This is a genomic window from Acidicapsa borealis (genome assembly GCF_059115245.1).
Map to the genome: position 1 here is coordinate 3,641,235 of NZ_JCACNY010000001.1, position 22,479 is coordinate 3,663,713.

General features: G+C 58.5%; 19 protein-coding genes. 9 read left to right on the forward strand and 10 right to left on the reverse strand.

What is annotated here, in order from left to right:
• Window positions 1-32: 32 nt before the first annotated feature.
• From AC5S27_RS14920 to AC5S27_RS14940, 5 genes are all read left to right on the forward strand, one after another.
• On the forward strand, window positions 33-803 hold the full coding sequence (locus tag AC5S27_RS14920) for a flagellar motor protein (RefSeq protein WP_493935361.1): 771 nt from the start codon (window positions 33-35) through the stop codon (window positions 801-803).
• The gene (locus AC5S27_RS14925) at window positions 800-1,618 is read left to right on the forward strand and encodes a flagellar motor protein MotB (protein WP_493935362.1); all 819 of its coding nucleotides are present in this window, start codon (window positions 800-802) and stop codon (window positions 1,616-1,618) included. The genes AC5S27_RS14920 and AC5S27_RS14925 overlap by 4 nt, the downstream gene beginning before the upstream one ends.
• Before the next feature lie 42 nt (window positions 1,619-1,660).
• Window positions 1,661-2,047, forward strand: coding sequence for a tetratricopeptide repeat protein (locus AC5S27_RS14930; protein WP_493935363.1), 387 nt, complete (start codon window positions 1,661-1,663; stop codon window positions 2,045-2,047).
• Window positions 2,048-2,213: 166 nt separating this feature from the next.
• Entirely contained in the window at window positions 2,214-2,837 is a 624-nt protein-coding gene (locus AC5S27_RS14935; RefSeq protein ID WP_493937318.1) for a M48 family metalloprotease, read from the forward strand.
• 117 nt (window positions 2,838-2,954) lie between these two features.
• Entirely contained in the window at window positions 2,955-4,118 is a 1,164-nt protein-coding gene (locus AC5S27_RS14940; protein ID WP_493935364.1) for an acyltransferase family protein, read from the forward strand.
• A 101-nt stretch (window positions 4,119-4,219) separates the two neighbouring features.
• On the opposite strand, the gene ribB is transcribed toward AC5S27_RS14940, so the two are convergent.
• From ribB to AC5S27_RS14985, 9 genes are all read right to left on the reverse strand, one after another.
• Window positions 4,220-5,434 (reverse strand): 3,4-dihydroxy-2-butanone-4-phosphate synthase, encoded by a 1,215-nt coding sequence (gene ribB, locus AC5S27_RS14945; protein WP_493935365.1) that lies wholly within the window; start codon window positions 5,432-5,434, stop codon window positions 4,220-4,222.
• 79 nt (window positions 5,435-5,513) lie between these two features.
• The gene (locus tag AC5S27_RS14950) at window positions 5,514-8,210 is read right to left on the reverse strand and encodes a CPBP family intramembrane glutamic endopeptidase (RefSeq protein ID WP_493935366.1); all 2,697 of its coding nucleotides are present in this window, start codon (window positions 8,208-8,210) and stop codon (window positions 5,514-5,516) included.
• On the reverse strand, window positions 8,207-9,004 hold the full coding sequence (locus AC5S27_RS14955; RefSeq protein ID WP_493935367.1) for an ABC transporter ATP-binding protein: 798 nt from the start codon (window positions 9,002-9,004) through the stop codon (window positions 8,207-8,209). Before AC5S27_RS14955 ends, AC5S27_RS14950 begins: the two co-directional genes overlap by 4 nt.
• A gap of 147 nt (window positions 9,005-9,151) precedes the next feature.
• Window positions 9,152-10,135 carry a DsbA family protein gene (locus AC5S27_RS14960; RefSeq protein WP_493935368.1) on the reverse strand — a complete coding sequence of 328 codons (984 nt, stop codon included), beginning with the start codon at window positions 10,133-10,135 and terminating at the stop codon, window positions 9,152-9,154.
• Window positions 10,136-10,214: 79 nt separating this feature from the next.
• A complete protein-coding gene (locus AC5S27_RS14965) occupies window positions 10,215-11,867 on the reverse strand; it encodes an NAD+ synthase (protein ID WP_493935369.1) in 1,653 nt (550 codons plus the stop codon).
• Between the two features lie 91 nt (window positions 11,868-11,958).
• On the reverse strand, window positions 11,959-13,479 hold the full coding sequence (locus tag AC5S27_RS14970) for a sugar transferase (RefSeq protein ID WP_493935370.1): 1,521 nt from the start codon (window positions 13,477-13,479) through the stop codon (window positions 11,959-11,961).
• A 565-nt stretch (window positions 13,480-14,044) separates the two neighbouring features.
• Window positions 14,045-15,013: an ABC transporter ATP-binding protein gene (locus AC5S27_RS14975; protein ID WP_493935371.1), complete on the reverse strand. Its 969-nt coding sequence runs from the start codon at window positions 15,011-15,013 to the stop codon at window positions 14,045-14,047.
• 4 nt (window positions 15,014-15,017) lie between these two features.
• Window positions 15,018-15,716, reverse strand: a complete 699-nt coding sequence (mobA, locus tag AC5S27_RS14980) for a molybdenum cofactor guanylyltransferase (protein WP_493935372.1) — start codon at window positions 15,714-15,716, stop codon at window positions 15,018-15,020.
• A gap of 3 nt (window positions 15,717-15,719) precedes the next feature.
• Window positions 15,720-17,096 carry a dipeptidase gene (locus AC5S27_RS14985; RefSeq protein ID WP_493935373.1) on the reverse strand — a complete coding sequence of 459 codons (1,377 nt, stop codon included), beginning with the start codon at window positions 17,094-17,096 and terminating at the stop codon, window positions 15,720-15,722.
• A 277-nt stretch (window positions 17,097-17,373) separates the two neighbouring features.
• On the opposite strand from AC5S27_RS14985, the gene AC5S27_RS14990 reads away from it, so the two are divergent.
• Window positions 17,374-18,063 (forward strand): acyloxyacyl hydrolase, encoded by a 690-nt coding sequence (locus AC5S27_RS14990; protein ID WP_493935374.1) that lies wholly within the window; start codon window positions 17,374-17,376, stop codon window positions 18,061-18,063.
• A 27-nt stretch (window positions 18,064-18,090) separates the two neighbouring features.
• On the opposite strand, the gene AC5S27_RS14995 is transcribed toward AC5S27_RS14990, so the two are convergent.
• Window positions 18,091-18,414 (reverse strand): rhodanese-like domain-containing protein, encoded by a 324-nt coding sequence (locus AC5S27_RS14995; RefSeq protein WP_493935375.1) that lies wholly within the window; start codon window positions 18,412-18,414, stop codon window positions 18,091-18,093.
• Between the two features lie 191 nt (window positions 18,415-18,605).
• Between AC5S27_RS14995 and AC5S27_RS15000 the strand changes: the two genes are divergently transcribed.
• The 3 genes from AC5S27_RS15000 to AC5S27_RS15010 are packed head-to-tail and all read left to right on the forward strand — an operon-like array spanning window position 18,606 to window position 22,473.
• Window positions 18,606-20,006, forward strand: coding sequence for a sigma-54-dependent transcriptional regulator (locus AC5S27_RS15000; RefSeq protein ID WP_493935376.1), 1,401 nt, complete (start codon window positions 18,606-18,608; stop codon window positions 20,004-20,006).
• Window positions 20,003-21,895 (forward strand): two-component system sensor histidine kinase NtrB, encoded by a 1,893-nt coding sequence (locus AC5S27_RS15005; RefSeq protein WP_493935377.1) that lies wholly within the window; start codon window positions 20,003-20,005, stop codon window positions 21,893-21,895. Before AC5S27_RS15000 ends, AC5S27_RS15005 begins: the two co-directional genes overlap by 4 nt.
• Complete coding sequence (locus AC5S27_RS15010; protein ID WP_493935378.1) at window positions 21,892-22,473, forward strand: hypothetical protein; 582 nt, start codon at window positions 21,892-21,894, stop codon at window positions 22,471-22,473. Before AC5S27_RS15005 ends, AC5S27_RS15010 begins: the two co-directional genes overlap by 4 nt.
• Window positions 22,474-22,479 lie beyond the last annotated feature (6 nt).

A 22,479-nucleotide genomic window follows, 5' to 3' on the forward strand; every position in this document is an offset into this window, starting at 1 on the left:
ACAGATTAGCCAGCGTTCTCTGAGGGCTCTCTATGGATAAGTCAAGCATTGGCGGCGTAATTCTTGCGATCGTGGGCATCGTGGCCGGACTTCTGCTCGAGGGCGGCAATCTCGGGCAGATCTTTCAGCCGACGGCAGCAATGATCGTCTTTGGCGGCACGCTTGGCGCGGTCCTTCTGCAGTTTCCACTACGCACGGTCATCAATGCCGTCCGGCGGCTGGCGCAGGTGTTCTTTACGCCTCGGGACGAAAATAAAAAGCTGATCGAAACTCTCGTCAGCTTTGCCAACAAGGCCCGCCGCTCCGGCGTCGTCTCGCTCGACGCCGACCTGAAATCCATCGACGAACCCTTCCTGCGCCAGGCCCTTACGCTGGCAATCGACGGCACCGAGCCCGCAGAGTTGCGCAAGATCATGTGCCTCAGCCTCGATTCCCGCGGCGAAAGCGACGAGCGCCAGCCAGCAGTGTTTGAGTCCGCAGGCGGTTTCTCGCCCACCATCGGCATCCTCGGCGCCGTACTCGGACTCATCCAGGTGATGCAGCATCTGGACAAGATCGAAGAAGTGGGCAAAGGCATCGCCGTAGCCTTCGTGGCAACAATCTACGGCGTGGGCGCGGCCAATCTCTTCTTTCTTCCAGCCGCGGGCAAGTTACGCATCCGCATCCGCGACGAGCACCAGCGACGCGAGATGATGCTCGAAGGTGTGATCTCCATCCTCGAAGGAATCAATCCACGCATGCTCGAGGTGAAGCTCAGCGGCTTCCTTGAAGAACAACCCAACGCGCGAGAAAAAGCAGCATGAGACGCAACCGCAGGCACAGCTACGGCAGCCATGACCGCTGGCTTGTCTCGTACGCGGACTTCATCACCCTGCTCTTCGCTTTCTTTGTCGTCCTTTACGCCTCATCGAAAGCCGATCAGAAAAAACAGCAACAGGTCTCGCAGGCCATCGACTCCGCCTTCCACATGCTCGGCCTCTTCCCCGACTCAGCAAAGAGGCCGACGAACCTCAAGAACGTCTCGGCCATCAGTCAGGATCAGCCCATTTCTCCCCTTAACGTTGTAATGGGCGAAGAGCTGATGGCTCCGGCGCGCGTCAAGCAGGATCTCGATAAAGTCCAAAGAGACTTGGAAAAAATGCTTTCGAATCAGATCGAGGAGCATACCGTCTCTGTGCAGATGGGCAAGGATGGACTCGTCATCAGCCTGCGCGAAGCAGGCTTTTTCAGCTCTGGCTCGGCCACCCCTCAGCCGGGAGCTTTGCCCGTGCTGCGAGAGATCGCATCACGTCTCGGTCAAACTCCGTACGACCTGCGGATCGAGGGTCACACCGATAATTTGCCCATCCACAACGATGAGTTCGACTCCAACTGGGAACTCTCCGCCGCTCGAGCCACCCGGATCGCGCGGATCTTTCTCGCCACCCACGACATCAGGCCAGAGCGAGTATCCGCCTCAGGCTATGCCGAATTCCACCCCGTAGCCAGCAACGCAACCGCCGAGGGGCGCGCCGAAAACCGCCGTGTCGACCTAGTAGTGAGGCCGCAAACAAGGGTTAACCTGGCCATGCCAGAAGGCGACAGCACGAATGCAACCTGGAAAAAGATTACAGATTGATTCCGGTACTGCCTCTCTCCCCCGGCTTGTTAGGATGTAGATGTGTCCCCTTACCCCCAGACCGGTTTAGCAACCGCCGATTCTCTCTCGCAGCAGGGTGTCGATCTGCTCGCAGCGGGGGATCCTGTCGGTGCAGCTCAGGCCTTTCGCAGCGCCATTGCAACGGACGCAGATCATCTGGAAGCCCACCATGGCCTGATTCGCGCACTGCGGGATGCGGGACAATTTGAAGCAGCCGTAGCCGCAGCCATCGCTTTGACCAACCTCACGCCCGGCGATCCGCTCGCTCACACCAGCCTGTCGATCGCTCTCCAGCAAGCCGGGCACATTCCTGAAGCTGAAGCAGCAGCCGGACGCGCACGTATCCTGGAGTGGAAGCAGCAGTTGGCGGCCCCTGACCAGGAGATGGAGGGTAAATCCGATGGGTGAGCCATCCTTCCCCTTTCCGCCCTCTCATCTTCCAGCGAGTCTGCAGCACCCGACGATTCCGGCAGCTACTTTGGCTAAGCGCAAACCCTCTGGGACAAAACTCGCTGCGGCCGAAGTCGTTCTGATCTTCGAGCAGGAGTATCGGGAGCTGCGCCCGCGCGCCCCCATGCCGCCGTTCCATATCCGTTTCCGACGCTTCGTTTCGCTGAATACAACCATTCGTCTCCGCGAAGGTCAGCTTCACGTCAGCCTGTCCGACCTGCTCGAGGGCGCCCCAGAGTCGGTCCTCCGCGCTATCGCCCACATTCTGATTGCCAAGATTTACAAGAAGCCCATCAGCCCCGCGCACAATCATCGCTACAAGCGCTTTCAGTACAGCGAAGCAGTCGCACGTCAGACAGAACAGATCCGCAGTTCTCGCGGAGCCAAGCGCATCCTCGGCCCCGAGGGCCGCTATTACCACCTTGACGAAGTCTTCGACACACTCAATGAGCGTTTCTTCCACGGTCTTCTGGGCCGCCCACAGCTGACTTGGAGCGAACACCACGCCAAGCGCCTGCTGGGCCACTATGATGCCGCACATAACACCATCGTCGTCAGCAAAGTCTTCGACCGCCCCTCAAGCCCCCGCTACGCCATCGAATATTTGCTCTACCACGAGATGTTGCATCTCAAGCATCCTGTCAGCGTACGCGGCACGCGGCGCTGTGTTCATTCGGCCGCCTTCAAAGCAGACGAGCGCATCTTTCCTCAGCTGGACGAGGCTCTCCGATTCCTAAAGCGACTCTGACAACAACTTCGCCAACGTCGCTGATTTCACCAGGCAGTCCAATTCACTCATCTTATTTATCGAAGACGGGTCGCATGGTACGTTCATAGTGACTGATTTCTGTTTTGGAGGTTACTTTTGCAGCGTATACCCCCGTTTCGCACATTGGACGCTCTCCGCGGATTTGCTGCGATCTGGGTAGTTATGATGCACTGCTGCGACCGCTTCCTGGGTGGCGACAATCTACGCTATCTTGACAGCCCTCTTTATGCCTTCGCCATTCGCGGTCAGTTCGGTGTCATTATCTTCTTTATCATCTCCGGATATTGCATCACCGCAGCAGCCCACGGAGCCCTCTACAGCGGAAAGACTCTCAATCGCTACTTCTTTGAGCGAGGACGCCGCATCTTTCCGCCATACTGGATTGCTCTGGTCATCGGAGTCCTGGCCACCATCGCTCTTCTCGTTGCTGATTCTCATCATTGGATCGGCAAAATCAATCATCCGCAGGCGCTAGAAACTTCCCCGCTCTACTGGCTGTCCAACCTCACTCTCACCCAGTACGAGTTCAACACTGACTTTGCCAACATCGTCTTCTGGAGCCTTTGTTACGAAGTCGCCTTCTACGTGCTGATTGGTGGGCTCCTGTGGATCACGAAACAAGTCGCCAACCGCCGCGGAATGGCCGAGGGTCAACTCACCTTCATCCTTGGTCTTGCGCTCACCACATGCGCCTCCCTTCTAACGATGATCGTCCTGGGAGACGTCATTTTTCCCTTCCGCATGTGGCACCAGTTCTCACTCGGCAGTATCCTCTTCTACCTCCTGGAATCGCGTAAGGAAACCGTTGCAGGCTACTCGCCGAAGCTCAAATCGATTCTCTATGGCGCAGCAGCAATCACCACCGTCCTGTGCGTCGTTTTCATCCTTTTACGCCAGGTCGGCACTGTCAATATCTCACATCCTACAAGCAAGGTACGCACCGCCAGCTGCCTCGTCTTTTGTCTCTTGCTCGCATTGATTAAACCCTTCGACGGAAAGTTAGCCGGGAGCCGCCTGCTACGCCCTTTGCTCTGGGTGGGATCTTCCTCCTATAGCCTTTACCTCATCCATCCGGTCATCCTGCCATTTATCGACGTCGCTTGCCGGAAGGCTGGCTTTGATGGAAGTCGCTACTGGGTCACTTTCTGGGTTCAACTGCTAATCGCCATCGGCGTCGGACGGCTCTTCTACTGGCTCGTAGAACGCCACTTCATCTCCTCCAGCCAAACCAAGAGACTGATCGAAGAACACGCTGCATAAGCCAAAAAACGCTGGCCAGCAGGATCAAAGATCCGCCGGCCAGCATGCACCTGTTCTCCGATTGCGCATTATTGAATCGCCTTCCTGACCAGCGACTTTGGTCAGGAAGCGTTGCCGCGAATCTGGATGGGCACCTGCTCCACGATCTCCAGACCGAAGCCCTCCAGCGCCGGAATATGCGTAGGCGTGTTGCTCAGCAGCCGGATCCGCCGAATTCCCAAATCGAAGAGAATCTGCCCGCCAAGGCCTACCGCACGCAACGTCCTGCGATGGTGCTCTTCGCTCGCGGGATTCGACTCGAGAGCGCGAAGGTCGCTATGGAGCAGCAGCTTAGCCGCACCGGCAGAGTTTGCTGCTTTCGCCGACGAATCGATCTCAAACCCGCGACCCGTGTTGTGCAGGTACAGCAACGCTCCGCAACCAGCCTCGGCAATCATGCGTAACGACTCGTCCAGAATCTCGCGGCATTGGCAGTCGGCAGCAAATAAATCACCCGCTGTGCATTTCGTGTGCACTCGAACGAGCACAGGTTTCGCGGCATGATCGGGCGAATCACTGCTGCACAAATCCCCCTTCACCAGCGCAATGTGACTTTCCCCACCGTTCACTTCCGACTCATAGGCAATCATCTTAAAACTGCCATACCGAGTCTGAATCTGTGTCTCCGCGGCACGCGTAATGTAGCGTTCATGCTGCAGCCGGTAGCGGATCAGTTCCGCGACCGTCAGCATCTTGAGATCATGTTCGGCGCAGAACTGGACGAGGTCCGGAACACGAGCCATCGTCCCGTCGTCGTTCATGATTTCGCAAATAACGCCGCTCGGGTTCAATCCGGCAAGCCGTGCCAGATCTACGGAAGCCTCCGTCTGCCCGGCCCGAACCAGCACCCCACCTTTGCGCGCGCGAAGCGGAAAAATGTGCCCCGGCCGCGCCAGATCCGACGCAGTCGATTCCGCAGCAATCGCGGTCCGAATCGTGTGACTGCGATCGGCAGCCGAAATCCCCGTAGTCACACCCTCGCGAGCCTCAATTGTCTCCGTAAACGCAGTACCGAAGCGCGACGAGTTGTGTTGCGTCATCGGCGGCAGGTTCAGGTGATCGGCGCGCTCTTCCGTCAGCGTAAGGCAGATCAGCCCGCGGCCGAACTTAGCCATAAAGTTGATCGCTTCCGGCGTGACGAACTCCGCCGCAAGCGTCAGATCCCCCTCATTCTCGCGGTCTTCGTCATCCACAACCACAAGCATGCGCCCGGCGCGAAATTCAGCCAGAGCAGTAGGCACATCTACAAAAGGAGAGGCAATCGTTCGATCGGGCATGATTTGTTTGTCGATTACGGGCACGCTCTCATTGTCTACCAACTACGGGCCAAAGGACAAAGCCGCGGGGACAGGTTGTTCATCCAATAGACACAACAGCGTTATAGAGCATGTGCAAAAGGATCGCCGGAGCCAGCCTGCCACTCTTCTTGAAGAGGATCGCATTCGCCGCCCCCAGCAGTCCCACCGGCAGCCAAGAAGTCGGCGGATGATAGATCGCGAAAAACGCCGCACTGCCCAAAACAGCGCGCCACCCACCCCACTCCCGGTCCAGCGCCCGGTAGAGCAGCCCGCGAAACAGATACTCCTCGGCAAACGGCGCGAAAAAAACAGCCATGATCGCGTAGGAAATACGCAGGGAAGGCTGCGAAACCATCAATTCCCTTGCCTTCCGCAAAGACTCCGCAATGCCGGAAATATGCATCAGCACTGCCACGTAGCCGAGAGCAAAGCCTCCAAGCAGCAATCCACCTGCCGCGCCCGCCGCCAGCCACGGCAGAAAACGGGCATCGAAGAGCCGCTGACTGCGCCAGAACGGTTGCGGCGCCTCGTAAGGGTCCGTATCCGAAGTGATCTTGCCCGGCTCCCAGCACCAGATCTGCTGCGGTGAGACACTCCGCCCATCCAGGAAGCTCGACATCCCGATCGAGACAGCAATAGCGCACACCCCATATGCGAACGCCTGAGCAATTCCAAGATTGTGCATCCCCAGGAAACCAACAAAGGCCGCTGTAAAGACCGCCACACCCTCAACCAGGATGCTGATGCCAATCATGCTGTGCATCAGCGTCGGCGGAGGCGGCACACGCTCCGACCATGGGTCATACAGATAAGGCAGCCGCGCGCGGAAGTTCTGCCACATCGCCGCCGCCGTGATGTAGGAGTAAACAATGCCCACAATCGCCAGACTCCACTGCTGGGTGAGAATGCCAATCGCGAACGTCAGCATGCCCAGCTGTGTAGCCCAGTAGCGTCCGCGCGGAACCTTCTGCACCTCCCCGGACTCCGAAGTCACCGTCACCAGCGTCACCGACTTCTCCGCCATGCTGCGGCCAAAGAAAAACCAGCCAACCCCCACCAGCGCAATCCTCCACGCCGAGTGCGGAAACAGAAACACAGCGTAGCCAAGAATGATCGCCACCAGCCCCGACGAGATCATCGACCAGAGCCAGGCCTTCGCCTTCAGCAGATTCTCAAGCCCGCGCGGCCAGGTAAGCGCAATCCACAGCGCCTGCCCTTCCGAAGCAAGCGACTTCGGCCCTAGCACCCAGAGAAAATACGTCCCAAACAAAATCGCCGTGCCGCAAAGGTAGTTCCAGGCCCCCTGTGCGTGAACCAGCAGAAAACGGAAGTTGAAAGCCTGATACCCGGCCACCGTCAGCGGTATCAGAATCGTCTGAACAATCGCACTCCGGTCGCGAATGAACCACAGAAACTCCTTGCGATACAGCGGCTCCTTGCCAAAACGCGGAACCCGCTTCCCAGACGACGGCCTTGAACTGGTCTGCGCGTAGCTCCCGCTCAGGCCCCTTTGCGCTCCCCAAACGCTGAACCACACCGCCCCAGCGGTCGTGACCATGGCCGCAACCCAGCACACCAGAAACCCCAAGACAAAGGAAAGTGATCCGTCGACACGCATCCCCAGGAACAACCCGAACCACGGCCACGGAATCGCGACAACAACGTCATACAGCTTGCCCAAGGCTCCAACGAGATTGGGCATAAACGCGAGTCCAGCCAGGAACAACATCATCGTAGCGTAGCCGACCCAGTTCATCAGCCCGACGATCCCGCCCCGCGCCCGCGGAGAAAACCGCAGAATAATACCAATTTCGAGGGCCTTGCCAAGGCACGCCGCTGCAACCGAAACCGGCACACCAACAGCAAACGTAGCCAGCAATCCGATCCCCGGAACATAGTTGAATCCGTAGGTAAATCCAGCAAACAGCGGCGCACCCCAGTACAGCGGATTGGCCGCAATCGGCGAAAGCATTTCCGCAAAGAAGATCGCCCGCGTCGGCACCGGATGTGAGTAGAGCCACTCCCACATGGGATGGCGCCGCCGCTGCATATCCAGCTCCAACCCCTCGCCCTGACAAACCAGCATCGAGACCCATAGAAACAGAATCAGCGATCCCACAAAGGCAGGAAATCGCCCGGTTGCAGCAGGGACTTTGAAACTGGATTGCCCCGATGCACCTGCGAAGGCGTCGCCTCTTGGATTCGGTGTAACCAGCAGTCGAACCTGCCGCCCCGAACGAAGCTCATCCTGCGTGATCAAATCGTTCAACCGATGGTTTCGGACGATTTCACGCAGCCTTTGCTCAAGCAACGCTTGAGAACCACCTGTCTCCTGAGCAATACGCTTTGCTTCAGAAATGTAGTCGGGTGGAAATCGCTCCACGCCCTTCCAGCCAAGCCGCTGATTGTTCTCGTGCGCAATGACTGCATCCAGGAACTGCTGTGACACCAGAATCGTGTTGCCACCGCCGCCCCCGGCTTCTGAAAGTCGCGCAACGCGTTGAATCGTCTCCTCAGTATGGCTGGCTTCCACCGCATTCTTTAGCACCAGAGCAGCCAGCAGATTGATCGCCGCCATGAGCACGATGCCCATCAGGAAAAAGACCGGGTTCCAGTTCGTGGCCTGCCGACCCGTGCGGCTGTTCAGCAACTCCTGCTGCCGGCGCGCCCGGTTCACGGCGCGCCGCCGCGAAACCCCAAGCAGCAGCGAGACCGTCTTCCAGAAGGTTGGGGGTGTTGCGCGTTCGGTGGTCACTGCTGAGGCCGGTCCGTCAGTTGTAGAAAGATCTCTTCGAGCGGCGCTTCTCCGTGACTCGCCCGAAGCTGGTCGAGCGAGCTATTCGCCACGAGCCGCCCCTCATTGACGATCACCACATGGGAGCAGAGCCGCGCCACATGATCCATCAGGTGGGTCGAAAACAGCACCGTAGTCCCGCGGCTGGCAACCTCAAGAATCAGCTCGTAAAACAGATGCGTTGACTCAACATCCAGACCATTCGTAGGCTCGTCGAGCACCAGAAGCTTCGGCTCATGCAGCAGCGCCAGCAGCAGACCGAGCTTCTTCTTCATACCGCGGGAATAGTCCTCCGCAAAGTTGTCGATGTCTTCTGCCAGGCGCAGTCTGGCGATGATCGGTCCGATCCGGTCCATGGTCTCCGGCACATTCAGCCCATGCATGGCAGCACTCAACTGCAGAATCTCTCGCCCCGACAGGTACGAGTAGAAAACCGGCTCATCCGGAAGAAACCCAATCCGCCGCATCGCCTCAACTCGATCCTCAAACGCATCCAACCCGTCGATGCGAAGCGAACCATCCGTAGCCTTCAGGATGCCCATCAGCAGGCGAAACAGCGTCGTCTTACCCGCACCATTCGGCCCAAGCAGTCCGCAGATCTGTCCAGCCGGAACCGAGAAGCTGATATCGCGAAGCGCAGCCTTGTCGCCAAAGGTCTTGGTAACACCATCCACTTCCACCAGAATGTGAGTGGAGTGGTCGCCAGAGTTGGCACCAGCCGCATTGATATCGAATTGCGAATCGCTGTTAGTCATTATGGGAGCGTCGGCAGATTTCCGGGAGCTGATGGCCGGAGAATAGCACAACGTACCGCCACGCCGGCCACTTCGCAGCACCAGTCACAAAACGCAAAAGGCCGCTTCATCGAAGCGGCCTTTGCTCATGGATCGAAACAGCAATCGCTACTTGGCAGCCCCATCATTGGCAGCATGGAAGTTGATCATCTGCTTCAGCGTGTCGTACTCGACGCCGCCCAGCGGAATGATGCGCCCATTGATCGCCAGCGAAGGCGTCTGGTTGACATTCAGATCCTGAGCCAGCTTGATACCAGCCTCAACAGCAGCCTTGGTCTCCGGCGTGCTGGCGCAGGCAGCCACCTTCTCAGGAGCAAGCCCCGCAGCAGTCACAGCGCTGTTCAGCGTCAACGTAGCGCCCTCATCCGTAGCAAGCCCAGCCTGACCGTCGTAAACCGCGGTGCTGAACTTGAAGAACGCCGGATTCCCACCTTCCTTAGCCACGCACACGCCATAAGCAGCCGAGCGGAACGCCTCAGGGTGAATCTTCACCAGCGGAAAGCTCTGGTAAACGAAATGAGCATTGGGAAAGTCAGTCGTCAGCTTCTCAATCGTCGCCTGCGCATCCTTGCAATGCGGGCATTGGAAATCCGCAAACTCAACCAGCTCAAGATCCTTGGCGGCAGCGCCCTTCGAAGGACCATTGGCACGCTGAAGCAGCGCCGCGCGGTTGTCGGCATACGGCTTATCGCTGAAAGGAAGGATTTCGCCAGCAGTAATCAGGTGCTTGCCGTCAGGCAAAACGAAAAACTGCAGTCCGCCAGTCTGCTTGGTTCCCTTTTCGCCGACAAGCACGACCACCGAAGTGATGCCCGGCACGCTCGTCTTGGCAATCCGCTGGATCTGGTAGAGCCGGTTAGCGTCATAACCCCAGGAAGCCTGCAGGAACCCAGCAATCTGCTCCTTCGTCGGAGAATCAGCCGTGAAATCGGCCGGATCGGGCTTCGGGAAGGTCGGACCTGCTGCTGCATCGGCTCCCTGCGGCGGAGCGGCAGGAACCTCGGTCTGGGCAGAAAGGCGGTGCGAGGCGGAAAGCAGCGCAGTCAGCGCAAGAGCAGCAACTGAGCTGCGACGAAGTGTTGAACGAATCAAGCTGAAATCTCCTTACTACTACTGTAGTGCCTCAATGCGGCTCAAACCGAAAACTCACCCGGTCGGGACACGATTGTGGTTATACCTGAGCGCGCGCGGCGATGGGAAATCTCCGCCCCATGCCAAAAGATTTGGGAGTGACCTTCAAAACCGGCGCAGCCTGCTGGCGCTTGTACTCGGTACGCTCAACCAGCTTCACTACCTGTTCGACGACCGAAGCGGGAAAACCGTACTGCGCAACAATTTCCGCTGTCGTCTCATAGCGCTCGACATACGCCTCAAGGATCGGATCGAGCACGTCATACGGCGGCAGCGAGTCCGTATCCTTCTGATCCGGCCGCAGTTCCGCCGAAGGCGCCTTGGTCAAAATCGCCTCGGGAATCACTTCCCCGTTCCGATTGCGCCAATGACAAAGCGCATAAACCTTCGTCTTCACCAGATCCCCAATCACCGCCAGCGCCCCGACCATGTCGCCGTAAAGCGTGCAATACCCCACCGCCATCTCGGACTTGTTCCCCGTCGTCAGCACAAGCGCCGAAAACTTGTTCGATAACGCCATAATCAGCGTCCCGCGAATCCGCGACTGAAGATTTTCTTCGGTCAGATCGGGTTTCAGACCTGCAAAAAGCGGCGAAAGCGTCTCCGAAAGCGCCTTGAATGGCTCTGCGATCGGCAGTACATCAAAGCGAATGCCAAGGTTTTCAGCCAATTTGCGGCTGTCGTCAATCGAACCAGTCGAGGAATACTGGCTTGGCATACCCACTGCCAGCAGATTCTCAGCCCCGAGCGCATCTACTGCAATGGCAGCAACCAGCGCCGAATCAACCCCGCCACTGAGCGCCAGTAGCACCTTGCGGAAGCCGGTCTTGAGCACGTAATCCCGCGTACCAAGTACCAGCGCTTGGTAGGCCGCCCCGATTTCCGAGTCCTCCGTAAATGGCGCGGGCGTCTCGCCAGTCGAAGCAGCGCTGTCCGCCATCACCATGTCCTCAGAGAAGGATGCAGCCTGCGCCAGCACCGTTCCATCCGCCGCCAGCCCGAACGAAGAGCCGTCAAATACCAGGCTGTCGTTTCCGCCCACCTGGTTCGCCAGAAAAACAGGAATATGGTGCCGCTCCGCCACCGCGGCCAGCATCCGGCGACGCACGTCGATCTTGCCATGCCAGAACGGCGACGCCGAGATATTCAGCAGAATCGTAGGATGCTGCCGCATCAGGTCTTCCACCGGATCGACGGGATAAAGTTGCTGCGGCCAGAAGTCCTTGTCATTCCACGCATCTTCGCAAATCGTGATCGCCAGCCGTTCTCCTTCGAACTCGATGACCCGCTGGCTGGTCGCCGGAGCAAAATACCGCTGCTCATCGAAAACGTCATAAAAAGGCAGCAGCATCTTGTGCTGTTCCAGCAAAACATGTCCCTTGTCGATGAGGATGGCAGCATTCACGGCCGGCTTCCCGGAACCTGCCGGAGCAGGCAATGCCGTTCCGACAAGAATTGCCGTGGGAAGGCTCGCAGTCGCCTCCCGCAATTCGTCTACAGCTGAAACGCATCGAGCCAGAAAACTGGGCTTGTCCAGCAGGTCCGCCGGCGGATACCCGCAGACGGAGAGTTCCGGAAACACAGTCAGGCGTGCGCCCAAACCGGCCGCTCGCTGACTCGCGGTAATGATCTTGGATAGATTGCCGGTGAAGTCGCCGACAGTAGGATTGATCTGGGCAAGCGCTATCTTCACATCTCTAGTGTAAGACAGTGAAAAGCAGATAGGGCCAAGCGTTCGGTCGATCACGCCTGACCCCTGTTCCCTAATCCCTGTTCCCTGTCTTTTAAGAGCCTGTCCCGGCAAACACAACGCCGATCGTCCGCAGGATGATCTTGATATCCAGCCAGACGCTCCAGTTTTCGATATAAGCCACGTCCAGCGAAATGTAGCTGTCAAACGAGGGATCCTGCCGTGCCTGAACCTGCCAGAGTCCCGTGATTCCCGGCGTCACATCGAGCCTGCGCAGATGAGCCAGGTTGTACTGCTTCACCTCGCTGGCAATCGGAGGCCGCGGCCCGACCACGCTCATATCGCCAAACAGCACATTGAAGAACTGCGGCAACTCATCGAGCGAGTATTTGCGCAAAATCCGCCCAACCTTGGTGATACGCGGATCGTCGGAGATCTTGAAGAGAATCCCCTCGCGCTCGTTCATGTGCATGATCTCGGCACGCTTGCGATCAGCATCCTTCACCATCGTGCGGAACTTCAGGCACCGGAACACCCGAGCCTTTTTCCCAATGCGCTCAGATGCATAGAACACAGGCCCGTGTGAATCCAGCTTGACGGCGATAGCAATCGCCAGCAGTACCGGCGAGAGCAGCACCAGCGCAGTCGTTGCAACGAAAATATCCAGCAGTCGCTTCAGGATCAGCCCAACCTCGGGCACGTGTCCACGGTGCAAAGGAATCGTCGGAAATTGACCGATGTATTCGATCGTGCTGTTCCATGCCAGACCGTCGTACATATCAGGCACCACACGAAGATCGATTCCATTCGCACGCGCCTGCTCCAACACACCCTTGATGACCCCGCGCTCACAGGGCGAAGTGAAGAAAATCTCATCCACAAAGTGCTTACGCGCATGATCGAACAGCGTTTCAAGTGATCCCAGAACATCACCGGTCGTTCCCGCAAGCTGCGTATCCACCCCAGGGACGTGGACAAACCCCTTAAAAATGTAGCCAAGCTGCCGGATGCTCTGGAGGTGGTGGCGCAAGGCGTGAGCTTCCGCTCCGGTGCCTACAATGATGACGTTACGGGTATTCATCCCGCGCTCAAATCGCTGATACAGGAGCGCGCGGTACACGAATCGGCGCAGACTTAGGGAGACCGTCAGCAGACCGAGCGTCAGTAGCACCACGCCGCGCGGTACCGCCTCCGCCTTGATCAGGTACAGCGCGCCCGTCAGCAGCAGGCCGGAAACCAAGCAGGCCTGAACGCTAAGACGCTGCTCATGAAGATGACTCGTAAGGCGTACCGGAGTGTACAGATGAAGGCTGCGGCTGACGCCGATTAGCGTTAAGGTAAAGCCAACCAGCAAAGCTATCTGGATTCCCATCGACTGCCCTGGAATCAGGCTGCCATGAAGGAATCCACGGACGCTGTCAAGAGGGCTCATATGCAGCTGAATGATTGCGGAAACCAGGGCAGCGCCCAACACCGTCATCCCATCCAGAACCATCCACATGCCAGCGCTGCCGCGGGCGGTGCGCTGATGGCTGGCCGTGGCTCCTTCATTCCATTCCTGAGGGGAAGAGGGCGGGGTGGAGGAGACTCGTTGCCAGAATTCCGATGTTGCCATATGTGTTTCGCAGACCTCGAAAGAGTACACCAGTGGCGTTCGCAAGGCGGGCAGCAATCTCGCCTTGAGGACACCACCAGAGAGAAGGAACTGCATGAGAAACGCGCGGCGATCAAATTCGGATTTTGAAGCTCAATCCCGCTTCAAGAGGTGCACAAAACCGTGCAAGAATCGTCCGCTGGGCGACGTTATCGGGGCTTTTCTAACCCTCACTTACATCGCTGAAGCGCTTCCAGGGAATTTGAACGGAGCGCCCGGTTGCGGCCACTCCAGCTACTGATTTCCTTTTTTCATCGTGCCATGGAACTTATCAGCACGGCGTCGGAAACGGCTTTTACCGAATTCTGCAGCGCTTGCCGAGGCATTTCGAAGGGGTTCGGCAAACACCGCTGGAAGAACCAACTACCTGCAGTCTAACTCATACACAGTTAAGAAGTCGTGAAAGGCATTTGGGATGCCCGGGTCGCTCGCTCAAAATCGAAAATGATCTGCTCCCAGAGTGAACTGGAACGAGACAGATTGCAAGAGAAAACTCATCCGTAGAACGAACAGTCTCGACAATCGCTCATACTACCGGCGCCGTCGGAAGCACGTACGCGTCGAGCGCAAGAAATTGCTGGACATGGGGGTCGCCGCAGTCGAGAAAGTCCTTGATCGTTCCAAAAAAACGGGCATTCCCGCCCTCCAGAAACAACACCAGATCGGCAAGCCGCATGGCAAAGCGCATATCGTGGGTCACGACAATACTGGTAATCCCTAACTGCAGCTTGAGTCGCTGAATCAGGTCACCGATATTCCGTCCCATGATCGGGTCCACCATCGTCGTCGGCTCATCGTAGAAAATCGCCTCCGGCTGAGCCGCCAGAGCCCGCGCAATCGCAATACAGCGCTTCTGCCCCATCGAGAGGCTGGCCGGCAACCGATCCACTGTGTCGCTCTGGCCCACCAGCGTCAGCAGGCGAGCGACGAGCTGCTGTACCTGGTCTTCCGCCAAACCACCCTTTTCCCGGAGCGGAAATGCAATGTTCTCGCCCACCGTCAGGGAATCAAACAGCGCGCCATTCTGGAAAACCATGGTGACGTGCTTGCGAACCTCCTGCAGGCCCTTTTCATCCAGGCTGCTGATGTCCTGGCCATCCACCCGGATGCACCCGGAGTCCGCCTTCAGGAATCCCAGTAAGATCCGCAGCGAAACGGATTTTCCCACGCCGCTACGCCCCAGAATGCACAGTGTCTGTCCCCGGCCCACGTGAAAGCTCACCCGGTCCAGGATCTTCCTGTCTCCGAATGCGATCGTGACATCCTCAAAGCTGATGTAGGGCGGCGCAATCGGCTCCGGATGCGGGATCTGGATTGCATCCCGGTCCGCTGAGGCCCCTGCGACCGCCTCGGCAATTACCGCGTGTGCCGAAGCCGCCGCAACCTCCAGATCCTGAACCGTCTTGTCAGACTCAAGCTCGTCGAGGTGCTCCATCAGAGAGGGCGGCTCAGATGCTTCCTCGGGCAACGGCGCGGGATGTGTTTCATCGCTCACACTGCTAGCTTACTTCAGGAGTCGGTCCAACAGTCGGCAGGGCAAACGGCAGCTTGATAACAATTCTGCTAAGATCCTCCAGATTTTGAGGCGTATTCGCACTCTGAAACCAGAACGTTGGCGGCAACCCCGACAAATGCCGGCATTGCCCCGCCTGAGCCAGATACTCAACAGAGACAGCATCAAGCTTCAGCCCTAGATCCTCCGGAATCGACCGCCATGCCGCATGGCACGCAGTCTTTCCCTCACGAAGCCTTTCGGTGAGCCCCTCAAGGACGTCCCGGCGCAGAACCACCGGAAAAGGCTCAATCCGCCCATTTACCTTCGCCACAGTGACAGGACAACCCGAAATCCATGCTCGTTCCATAAGAACGTTCAGCAACGACGGCGGCATAAGCGGCATGTCAACCGGCAGAAACAAGCTCCATTCGGTCTCCGAAGCAGCCAGCCCCGCGTGAATCCCGCCCATCGGCCCAACATCCATGAACCTATCGGAGACAATCTCAGTCCGGCCGCCCAGCTGGCCGCGAGCACCGGCTATACGAACACTGCCAGCGCCCGCGTCCGAGACGATTTCGAGGGCATTCTCAAGCAGCGTACGCCCCTGAAAGCGAACCAGAGCCTTGTCCGAACCCATGCGCGAAGACCGCCCACCGGCCAGCACAAAGCCGGAAACTTCCGCATTGGACAGGTCGCCCGACAATCGCTACTTCTCCGCCGACTCGCCGACCAGCTCCAGGAATCGAATAATGGACTCGATCCCTTGGTAGAAATTCGCGATATGAAATTTCTCATTCGGCGCATGCAGATTATCGTCCGGCAACCCGAAACCCATCATCACGCTGGGCAGGCTCAGATGCCGGGCAAAGTCCCCGACAATGGGGATCGACCCGCCCGATCGGATAAACACCGTGTCCTTGCCCCAGATCTCCTTGAGTGCCGTAGTCGCCGCCTTCACATACGGGTTATCCACCGGAATCAGGCAAGGCTCGCCCGAGTGAATCAGCCGCACCTCAGCATCCACTCCCGGCGGCGCAATGTGCTGGACATAGCCGCTCAGTTGAGCAAACACCTCCGCAGTCGTCATCCCCGGCACAAGCCGGATCGAAACCTTGGCTGTAGCCTTGGCCGGAATCACCGTCTTCGCGCCCACCCCGGTAAACCCGCCCACCACGCCATGCACATCCAGCGTAGGCCGCGCCCAGGTGCGTTCCAGCACGCTATACCCAGCCTCGCCCACTAGCGCCTTCGACCCGACCTCAGCCTTGCGATACTCCTCTTCATCGAAGGGCAAGCTCTTCCAGGCGTCCAGCTCTTCCGAACTCGGCGGTATCACCTTGTCATACAGTCCCGGAATCAGAATATGGCCGCCCTCATCCTTGAGCTTGGCGATAATCTGCGCCAGTGCCACAAACGAATTTGGCGCTGCGCCGCCATACATCCCGGAATGCAGATCCGTCTTTGCCCCGCGTACCTCAATCTCGGTGTAGATCATCCCGCGCAGCCCGACACATAAGGTCGGCAGCCCCGGCGCAAACATCTCCGTATCCGAAACCAGCGCAAAATCCGCCTTCAGCTCTGGCGGGTTGCTAGCAACAAAGTTTGCAATTCCCTCCCCGCCAACCTCCTCTTCGCCCTCCAGAATCACCCGAACATTCAGCGGCAGCGGCCCCGACTGCAACAGCGACTCCAGCGCCTTCACATGCATGTACATCTGGCCCTTGTCATCCACAGCACCGCGAGCATAAATGTTGCCATCCCGCTCCTCCGGCTCGAACGGCGGCGAAAGCCACTCATCCAGCGGGTCCGGAGGCTGAACATCGTAGTGCCCATAGAGCAGCGCCGTCGGCTTGCCCTCGGCATGCAGATGATCCGCATACACCAGCGGATGCCCGGCAGTCTCGATAAGGCGTACATTCTCCATGCCAATTCGCGTCAACTCAGCCGCCAGCACCTCGGCAGCACGGCGAACGTCACCCTGATGGGCCGGATCAGTGGAAACGGAGGGGATGCGAAGGAGGGATTTGAGTTCTTCAAGAAAGCGCCCCTGATTCTCACGGGCGAACGCGATAGCGGATGACATGAATGCTCCCAGCGCAAGTATAGGACGTAGGTCCGCCAATCTTAAAACCGCATCCACAACCAGAGCCGCGCTTTACCGGAAGGCTTCCTCCCGCCGGACACAGAGACAAGCCAACCTCAGCCCTGTTGCGCGCTTCCGGTATGCATCCAAATACCATTGGATAACCCTTGAAACTCCCGCTAGTCTAAGTGCACACATGCGCAAACTTGCTCTGATCCTCTCGGCTGCCCTGACAGCTTGCTCTCTCTCAGCGCTCGCACAAGACACGAGACAAGATATGACCACAAAGGTTGCCCCGGCCACTCCCTTTTACAGCCGGGTCAACACCTTCGGGTTCTTCGCCGGATATTCGAACGACTCCAGCCATATCCTGCTGGGTGTTGCGGAAAACCGGAAGCTGCTCAACTTCGGCGCCATGTACGAGCGGAGGATCTTCGTCACCCGGGCCGTAGCCATGCAGTACGACCTGGAAGTGCTGCCGGTTGCACTCGAGAGCGACCCGGTCGATCACTACACCTTCACCGTGACCTCGCCAAAGCCGTCTACCTTCAAAGCAACCTCGACGGGTCCGTACGCATGCCATTCCAACTCCGGCAGCGGCAGCGAAATCATCGATGGCACAACATACAGCTACACCTACAGCAACCAGTGCTCCCGCAGATGGACCATTGGCGAAGGAATGTCGCCGGTAGGCTTCAAATGGAATTTCCGGCCTCGCCACGCCCTGCAGCCGTTCTTGATCGGACACGGCGGCTATATGTATTCGACCCAGTCGATACCCGTCGATAATTCCGCGTCGTTCAACTTCACCTTCGATTTCGGCGCGGGGCTGGAGTTGTACCGGACCAGAACCCGGTCCCTACGAGCTGAGTACCGCTACCACCACATCTCTAACCACGACACAGCAAACCAGAATCCCGGCATCGACAATGGGCTGTTTCAGCTGACATACGCCTTCGGCCGATAGCGCTGCGAATCTCGACTGAAGACCTGCTCAGTACCGGGGCACCTTCGGGTCCACTTCGCGCGACCACGCATCAATCCCGCCGGCAATCGACTGCGCCGACTCGAACCCCTGCTGGCGAAGCCAGTTGGTCACGCTCAGCGAGCGGGCTCCGTGGTGGCACATCACGAGAAGCCGGTCATCTGGATCAAGCTCCTGGTGAGCCCGCGCCGGAATCTCCCCCATCGGGATCAGCACCGATCCTTCAATATGGGCCGTCGCATACTCCCACGGCTCACGGACATCAATAATTTTGATCTTGCCTTCCCGCTGCAGCTCGGAGGCGTTGAGGACAGTAACTTCGTAGTCAAGCATGTCTTTCAGGATACCCCTTTGCCGCCGCTTTCCACCCGCGACAGGAAGGTTGAAAATCCGTAAGACTCGGCTCAAGGACTGAGTTCAAGGGTAGACTGTTGTTTGCGCCGCAGTTCTCTGCCGGTTGGCAGCAAATTGTTGCCGCCGTTGCCAAAGCTAGTCTAGTTTGTCCAGATTTGACACAGGAGACCATGCACACACCGACCAAAGTGCTGATCGTCGAAGATGAAGTCCACGCACTCATGGGCCTGGCAGAACTCATCTCCGGCTGGGGCTACCGCACCGAGACGGCGCGCGATGGCATGGAAGGCTTCGAGAAAGTGCTGGCCTGGGATCCGGCCATCGTCGTCACCGATCTCAAAATGCCGCGTATGGACGGCCTCGAACTCCTCACCAAGCTCACCGACTCCGGCAGCAAGATGGCCGTCGTCGTCCTCACCGCGCAGGGTTCCGTCGAAAACGCCGTCGACGCCATGAAGCTTGGCGCCTATGACTTCATCCAAAAGCCCGTCGACGCCACCCGTTTAAAAACCATCCTCGCCAACGCCAGCCGCCAGCTCGACACCGAACTGGAACTGGAAGTTACGCGCCGCCAGCTCCGCCAGAGCGGCGTGCTCGGCGCCCTCGTCGGCCACTCCCGCGCCATGCAGGAGGTATTTGGCCTCATTGAACGCATCGCTCCATCGAACGTCTCCGTCCTGGTAACCGGCGAGAGCGGCACCGGCAAGGAACTCGTCGCCCGCACCCTGCACGACTTGAGCGAGCGCAAGAGCCGCCCCTTCGTCGCCGTCAATTGCGCCGCCATTCCCGAAACACTCATGGAAAGCGAAATTTTTGGCCATGAGAAAGGCGCCTTCACCGGCGCAGTCGAACGCCGTGCCGGCTGCTTCGAACTCGCCGAAGAAGGTACTCTGCTCCTGGACGAACTCGGCGAAATGCCCATCGGCACGCAGGCCAAGCTGCTCCGCGTCCTCGAAGAGCGCAAACTGCGTCGCCTCGGCGCCCGCAGCGAGCAGGACGTCGATGTTCGCGTGCTTGCCGCCACAAACCGTGACCCAGAAGCCGCCGTCGCGGCCGGTCAACTTCGATCCGATCTGTACTACCGCCTCAACGTCTTCCACATCCATATGCCCGCCCTGCGCGAACACCGCGAAGACATCCCCGACATGGTCGACGTCATGCTGGCAGACATGAATTCAAAGCATGCCCGCCGCGTTGCCGGGGTTTCAGCCGCCGTCATGGAGCGCCTGCAGCAGCACGACTGGCCGGGAAACGGCCGCGAATTGCGCAACCTGATGGAGCGCGCCGTCATCCTCGCCCCGGACAACGGCTTGATCGAGGTCGCTCACCTTCCACAAGGCCTGGGCAAATCCACTACGACAGTCTCGCCAGTCACCGACGCGAACAGCATCTCAGTCAGGATCGGTTCAACGGTCGACGAGGCAGAACGTCTCCTCATTCTGCGAACACTCGAACACACCAGCCAGAACAAGACGCGTGCCGCGGAAATCCTCGGCGTAAGCCTCAAGACCCTGCACAACAAATTGAAAGAGTACGAAATGGCACGTGAAATGGGAGCCGTTCGCGAATGAGTCTCAAGACCAAGCTCGTGCTTGCCATCACCAGCCTCGTATTCCTTGTGACAGCCTTGCTCTCGCTGGTCTACGTGAACCAGCTCCTGCGCGACGCCGTGCAACAGTCATACGACACAAATCTGCTGGTCGCCCAGCAGATTCGCTACGCGCTGCAAATGGCGCTCGAAACCGGCCTCAAGGATCAGAAAGTCGATCCCAACGACCAGGTGCAACTGCGGGCCCTCGCGGCCTTGGCGGTTCGCGACAACGCCACGCTGATGGCCTTTATCAATTCGGTGAACCGCTACTCACCGACCGTCTATGACATCAGCATTGGCGACAATCGCGGAAGGGCGCTGCTCACGACCGGTCAGGGCGGCGAAGATCAGCCACTGCCGGTTCGTCCCAGCTACCAGCAACTGCGCGACGCCAATGCCATTGAACTGGTCAGGTCCGTCTTCGGCAAAGCGCAGGTATACGACGTGGTCCTGCCCCTCCAGCGCAACGGGGAGTCCTTTGCCACCGTTCACGTTGGCGTCCGCTCAACTTTCCTCAAGGCACTCTACGCGCCGTGGTTGAACGCCGCCTTTACATTGATGGGACTTGCACTGGCGACTGCGTTGCTGGTCGCCTTCCTCCTCGGCAACCTTGCCCTACGGCCGATGGAAGAACTGAACATGCAGCTCGACTACTGGACACCCACAGCAGAAGACTCATCCTCGGAAGAAGCAGGCACCGACACAGTCGTCCGCGTGTCCAACAAGATCGAACGCATCGGCCAGCGTATGCGCAACGTCGAGGAAGTCTTCTCGGCCCTCAAGGAAAACCTCGACCAGGTCCTCGGCAATCTCCAGGACGGCATCCTCCTCTTCACGGGCGACGGCCGCGCAGTGCTGGTCTCCAGCTCAGTGCAGCGATTCCTGCACATGGACCGCAATGAGCTGCTGGGATTGCACGCGCGCGACATCTTCGATCGAAACACCGCGTTGGGCAAAGCAGTTCGAGACGCCTGGGATGCAGGCGTGACGCTGGTGCAGGAAGAAGTCGTCACCGAGGCCGGTAACCGCATCGAAGTTTCGCTTGACTTCATCCACGACGATCGCGCCCGCCAGGGTCTCGGCGCCCTGCTGACTCTTCATGATCAGGACTCCGTCGAAGTGATCGAAAGCGAGCTGGAACTCTCGCGCAGAATGGCAGCGATCGGCAGGTTGACCTCCGGCGTTGGCCACGAGGTCAAGAACCCGATCAACGCGATCGTAGTGCATCTGGAGCTGTTAAAGACCAAGATGGCCTCCGGTGCTCCCGCCAGCAGCCATCTCGAAATCATCGATTCCGAAATTCACCGCCTCGACCGCGTCGTCCAGACGCTCGTGGATTTTTCCCGCCCCGTCGAGGTCAAACTGGTCGAGTACGACCTGCGTCATGTCGTGATGGATGTGGTCCGGCTTTCTGCCGCGGAAATGTCCATCCGCAATGTAACCCTGACTCATGAATTACCGTCCTACCCTGTTACGGCTAAAGTAGATGTAGACCTCCTGAAGCAGGCTGTTCTGAACGTCGTGCAAAACGGCGCGCACGCCATGGCCGATGGAGGAAAGCTCCAGGTGGTTTTGATAGAGGATGGGAAATCGGCAGTGATTGAAGTTCGAGACGAAGGAAGCGGCATCTCGCGGGAATTGCGAGACAAGATATTTGACCTGTACTTTACAACGAAACGAGACGGAAGCGGCATCGGCCTGGCTATGACGTATCGCATTCTCCAGTTGCATCACGGCAGTATCGACGTAGAATCAGAAGTAGGTCGTGGTTCGGTATTTCAATTACGTATACCTCTCTCCGCCACGGACCGGGGACGACGGCATCCTCAGCCGGCGATGTTGACAGATGTAAAGGGGTTCGAAGGATGAGGATTACGGCCAAGTACGCCCTGTGGCTGCTCCCGCTGCTTTTGGCTGGATGCGACCACAAAACCAAGCCCATTGCTCAACCGCAGGTGCTGGCACCGCCAATTGAGGATACACCTCCGCCAAAACCGGCGACTGTATCCAAAGAAGAACTGCCTCCGCCTGTTGTCGGTGAGCCGCAGCCGGTAAAGCCCGCGGTCGATCCGAACGCCAAGCCTGCCGAGCCACCGAAGAAGCCTGTGCGTCACCCCAAAAAGCCCGCCGCCACAACGCCGGCGACCTCGGCTCCTCAGGAAGCCGCTAATACTCCTCCCGCACCTACGCCCAGCGTGAGCGCCATCGGTCAGTTGTCAGGCGGCGCCTCAGGCGACCGGAAGTCGGAGACGGAAGACGCGATCAATGCCACTGAAAAGGGTCTGACTGGCGTCACGCGGCCGCTCAGCGACGCTGAGCAGAAGACAGCAGCGCAGATTCGCGACTTCCTCAAGCAGGCCCGCGAAGCTCTCGCAACCGGCGATGTAGATGGTGCGCAGAACCTGAACAAGAAGGCTAAGGTCCTGCTCGCGGAATTGGAACAGTAATCGACA

Coding starts and splice junctions, on each gene's coding strand:
- AC5S27_RS14920 (WP_493935361.1), top strand. CDS start 33: ATGGATAAGTCAAGCATTGGCGGCGTAATTCTTGCGATCGTGGGCATC.
- AC5S27_RS14925 (WP_493935362.1), top strand. CDS start 800: ATGAGACGCAACCGCAGGCACAGCTACGGCAGCCATGACCGCTGGCTT.
- AC5S27_RS14935 (WP_493937318.1), top strand. CDS start 2,214: ATGCCGCCGTTCCATATCCGTTTCCGACGCTTCGTTTCGCTGAATACA.
- ribB (WP_493935365.1), bottom strand. CDS start 5,434: ATGCCCGATCGAACGATTGCCTCTCCTTTTGTAGATGTGCCTACTGCT.
- AC5S27_RS14955 (WP_493935367.1), bottom strand. CDS start 9,004: ATGACTAACAGCGATTCGCAATTCGATATCAATGCGGCTGGTGCCAAC.
- AC5S27_RS14970 (WP_493935370.1), bottom strand. CDS start 13,479: ATGGCAACATCGGAATTCTGGCAACGAGTCTCCTCCACCCCGCCCTCT.
- AC5S27_RS14985 (WP_493935373.1), bottom strand. CDS start 17,096: ATGTCATCCGCTATCGCGTTCGCCCGTGAGAATCAGGGGCGCTTTCTT.
- AC5S27_RS14990 (WP_493935374.1), top strand. CDS start 17,374: ATGACCACAAAGGTTGCCCCGGCCACTCCCTTTTACAGCCGGGTCAAC.
- AC5S27_RS14995 (WP_493935375.1), bottom strand. CDS start 18,414: ATGCTTGACTACGAAGTTACTGTCCTCAACGCCTCCGAGCTGCAGCGG.
- AC5S27_RS15000 (WP_493935376.1), top strand. CDS start 18,606: ATGCACACACCGACCAAAGTGCTGATCGTCGAAGATGAAGTCCACGCA.
- AC5S27_RS15005 (WP_493935377.1), top strand. CDS start 20,003: ATGAGTCTCAAGACCAAGCTCGTGCTTGCCATCACCAGCCTCGTATTC.
- AC5S27_RS15010 (WP_493935378.1), top strand. CDS start 21,892: ATGAGGATTACGGCCAAGTACGCCCTGTGGCTGCTCCCGCTGCTTTTG.